Genomic DNA, 3,281 nt, shown 5'->3' on the forward strand with positions numbered 1-3,281 from the left:
CGTCGTGCTCGCGCACTGAGGAGCCAACGCCTCCGTGCGCCTAGCAGGGGGAATGCGCGGACAAGCGTTCAAGCAGATTCTCCATGTCTGACCATGTGCGCGACAAGCCATGCAGCGATGCTGGGGAGGATGTCAAGAGAACGTTGAGTGTTCCCAGTCCGCATGCACCGACAGTCTTGCACACTGCTTAGCATCTCTTCTCAGCATGCAAACAAGCGCTATGCACTTTAAGCGCAAACATTGATTTCTGTAAAATCGTAAATCTGTTTTTACGATTCACCGTATTTCTGTGTTAAAAGCTCGCGCACTTCGTCAGCGATCTTCGTGCCACGCACCGCGCACTGTGTCTTGATCGCCCTGTGCAAGCTGGCTGGCACATCGATGGTAAGCCGCTTCATCGGCTCAGGACCATCTGCGGGGACGCGACTTTCTACCCATGCATCAGCTGCGGCAGGTACGGCCCTGCCAGTTGGCTTCACGCCAATGGATATCTTCTTCGTCGTCATCAAATACTCCGGTGGATACCCCCTCCTTGACTGGCCTGTTGCGTAGCAACATTCAGGCGGAGCCGACCAGTCAGGAGGCGGGAGGAAACCGGGAAGTTGTTTTTCCCGGTGTTGGATGGGGTGATTGACCAGGCATAGCCATAGCCATCGCCCCGCTGAACGATGCGGCAGTATTTGTGCGAGACGCCTTGCACGACCGCATCAACGGTCTGGATGTTGAAGCTGCCGGTGGCGCGCACCGCCACGCGGCCGATGTATTCGCCGATCTTCTTTCCGGCGGTGACCGACGCGCGCACGAGATCGCCGGTTCGAAACCCCTTGACCGATTTTGTGCGCATCAGATAGCCGCGCGCAAAGCCGTACTGCGTGAGCCGCGTGCGCTGATAGCTGCCACGGCCGGTGCATTTGATCTGAAGCGTCGGGCGCGACCAGGCGTGAATCGCATTGACTTGGCCGACACAGGCGGCATCGAGCGCATGCGATTTCGGAACACCGAGGCGCGTGCGGTTGAACTTTGTGAGACCGCCGCTGCCGGTCTCGACCGGCAGCCCTTTTGATTTGAGCGCTTCGAAGAGCGCCCAACGGGTCGCATTGACAGCGGCCGCGTCCTTGAGCGGGCGCTTCAGTTGCGCCCGGATGCGAGCAAGACGTGCCGGGTCCTTCGCGAGAAAGGCCTCGATCGAGCGCGCGCCCTTTTTCGTGTTGCACGGGACGCAGGCGATTGCCAGGTTGGACGCGCGGTTCGTGCCGCCTTGCGCCTTCGGATGAATGTGCTCGATGTTGAGCGGCACGTCTTTGGCGTCGCAGTAGCAGCAGCTGCGGTTGAACTTCTCGAGCAGGTACTCGCGCAGCTCGTAGCCCGCGAGCGTGCCTTGCTGATAGCCGACGCCGGAGATCTCGGCGTTCTCCATCTTTTGCGTGTCGAAGCGCACCAACTCTTGCGAGAGCGCGGTGACCGGCGCCCAGTGCTCGAACCGACGCACCCAGGCGAGCGTGGTCTCGATGCGGTGACGCAATGACGGCGCAAGCCAGCCCCGGCCTTTTCCCCGGTTGAGAAAGCGCGGCGCGCGATAACGCAAGTTCGCACCACGACGACGACGCCTGAAGGTACGGCGCCCGGTGAGCGCTTCTGAGATCTGGCGGCCGCGATGCACCAGATCGAAAAGGTTGAGCACGAAGAGTTCGCGGCGCACTTCACCGCTCGCGGCATCGATCGATTCGGCTTCGCGCACAAGCGCGAGGCCGGTCGTCTTGCTGCCCGGGTCGATCTTGACGCGAAGCGGTTGCAACGCGCTATCCTGCAGGCGGCGATCGACGATCCGGATCACGAACGGCATCACCCGATGCACGCGCGCACGGCCAGCGGCAAGAAGCTTTCTTGCGCGCTTTTCGCTGCACGGCATCAACGGCTTGCCGCTTCGGTCCAGAACAAAAACTGCCATGTCGATCCTTTGAATGTTTCAACTGCATGCCCTTTGCTTCTAGCCTTTACAGGCCTTGTTACGGGCGCCGCCTAAAACAACCTGGCGGCGCCGCTCCCCTCGGTCATGTTGCAACGCAGCTTCGATCGATGATTCCGATCTTGCGACAGCCCGTTTCGTGCCAACCCGAAGGCGTGTCTGCTGCTGCCGCTTGCAGAGCGCCGGACTGAGGAAGCATCCGGCGGTGCGTCTTGTACTTCGCTGCAACGTAGCTGCCGCACCGTGAAGCTGAGTGCTGCAGCTTGGCCTGGTCAATCAGGCTTGTTGTTCACAAGCCCCCACCTCGGCGGCTACGCCAGGTGGCGGGTAATTGACCGTGCAAACTCCATCAACTCCGCCGTTACGGCTTCGATCTCTGACGCTGCGGCTCCGTCTTTGTCAATCTCATGCACGGCCAGCCCCTGGGCTACTGCCTCGGCGAAAACAACCCGCTGTGTGACGCTAGATGCCAACACATGGACGGGATAAGCAGTGAGAGCCTCGCGAACGTCACGACCGATTGCCGTATTTGCGATTTTACGATTAACCACAAAAGCGGATTTAAGGTTTTCTTTGTAGATGCGAGCTTCTTCGATCAGCTTCACAACCTCCTCAGCAGCCCATATGTCGTAGGGGGAAGGCTGCACGGGTATCAGGACCACATCTGCTGCCATGATCGCGGATCGGGCCAAGTCGGTGACTCGCGGCGGACCATCGATAACAATGTGATCGTAACCTTGCCCGATCTGTCCGATTTCCTTGTGCACGGTCGCCCTCGGCAACCCCACTACGGAGAAAATCGGTTCGGCTTGTCGGGCTGCAGCCCAATCCAACGCGCTCCCCTGAGGGTCTGCATCGATCAGCAGCACCCGGGCCCCAGTGCGTGAGAGGCTGGCGGCCAGGTTCACGCTGAGGGTGGTCTTGCCCACGCCTCCCTTCTGGTTAAGAAGTCCAATGATCATGTTTTCATTTTCTCTGTATTAGCGTAACCACGATTTTACGACGAATCGCAAAACAGTAAAGGAAGAGCACATCTTCTCTCATGCAGATCTTGAACGGCTGTTGGACGCTTGACATCCTCCCCTCCCTCTCGCGAACGCTCGGCGCCCAAGGGCGCAAAGGAAGGGGACTCCTACCGTGTTCAGCCCGACAGGACTGACTCACCTCGGTGGGTTCCTGCTGCTGGCGACCTGACTGCATCGCTCACTTCACAGGCGAACCGGGCGTGTCCCGCCCTTAGAACATTGATCGCGCCGACCAGGGGTCGTCTCAGAAAACGGAAAATAAAGCACGCTAAGCGTGCGTGGAGGCTGGC

3 protein-coding genes are annotated in these 3,281 nt (G+C 59.6%); all 3 read right to left on the minus strand.

Features of this window, described 5'->3' with window-relative positions:
- Positions 1-269: 269 nt before the first annotated feature.
- Entirely contained in the window at positions 270-506 is a 237-nt protein-coding gene (locus ACUH78_RS18930) for a hypothetical protein (RefSeq protein WP_020684821.1), read from the minus strand.
- Positions 506-1,948 carry an RNA-guided endonuclease IscB gene (gene iscB / locus ACUH78_RS18935; protein ID WP_445334416.1) on the minus strand — a complete coding sequence of 481 codons (1,443 nt, stop codon included), beginning with the start codon at positions 1,946-1,948 and terminating at the stop codon, positions 506-508. The genes ACUH78_RS18930 and iscB overlap by 1 nt, the downstream gene beginning before the upstream one ends.
- A 329-nt stretch (positions 1,949-2,277) precedes the next feature.
- The gene (gene parA / locus ACUH78_RS18940) at positions 2,278-2,928 is read right to left on the minus strand and encodes a ParA family partition ATPase (RefSeq protein WP_445334415.1); all 651 of its coding nucleotides are present in this window, start codon (positions 2,926-2,928) and stop codon (positions 2,278-2,280) included.
- Between the last annotated feature and the right edge of the window lie 353 nt (positions 2,929-3,281).

Source organism: Thauera sp. ZXT1-4 (assembly GCF_052598215.2).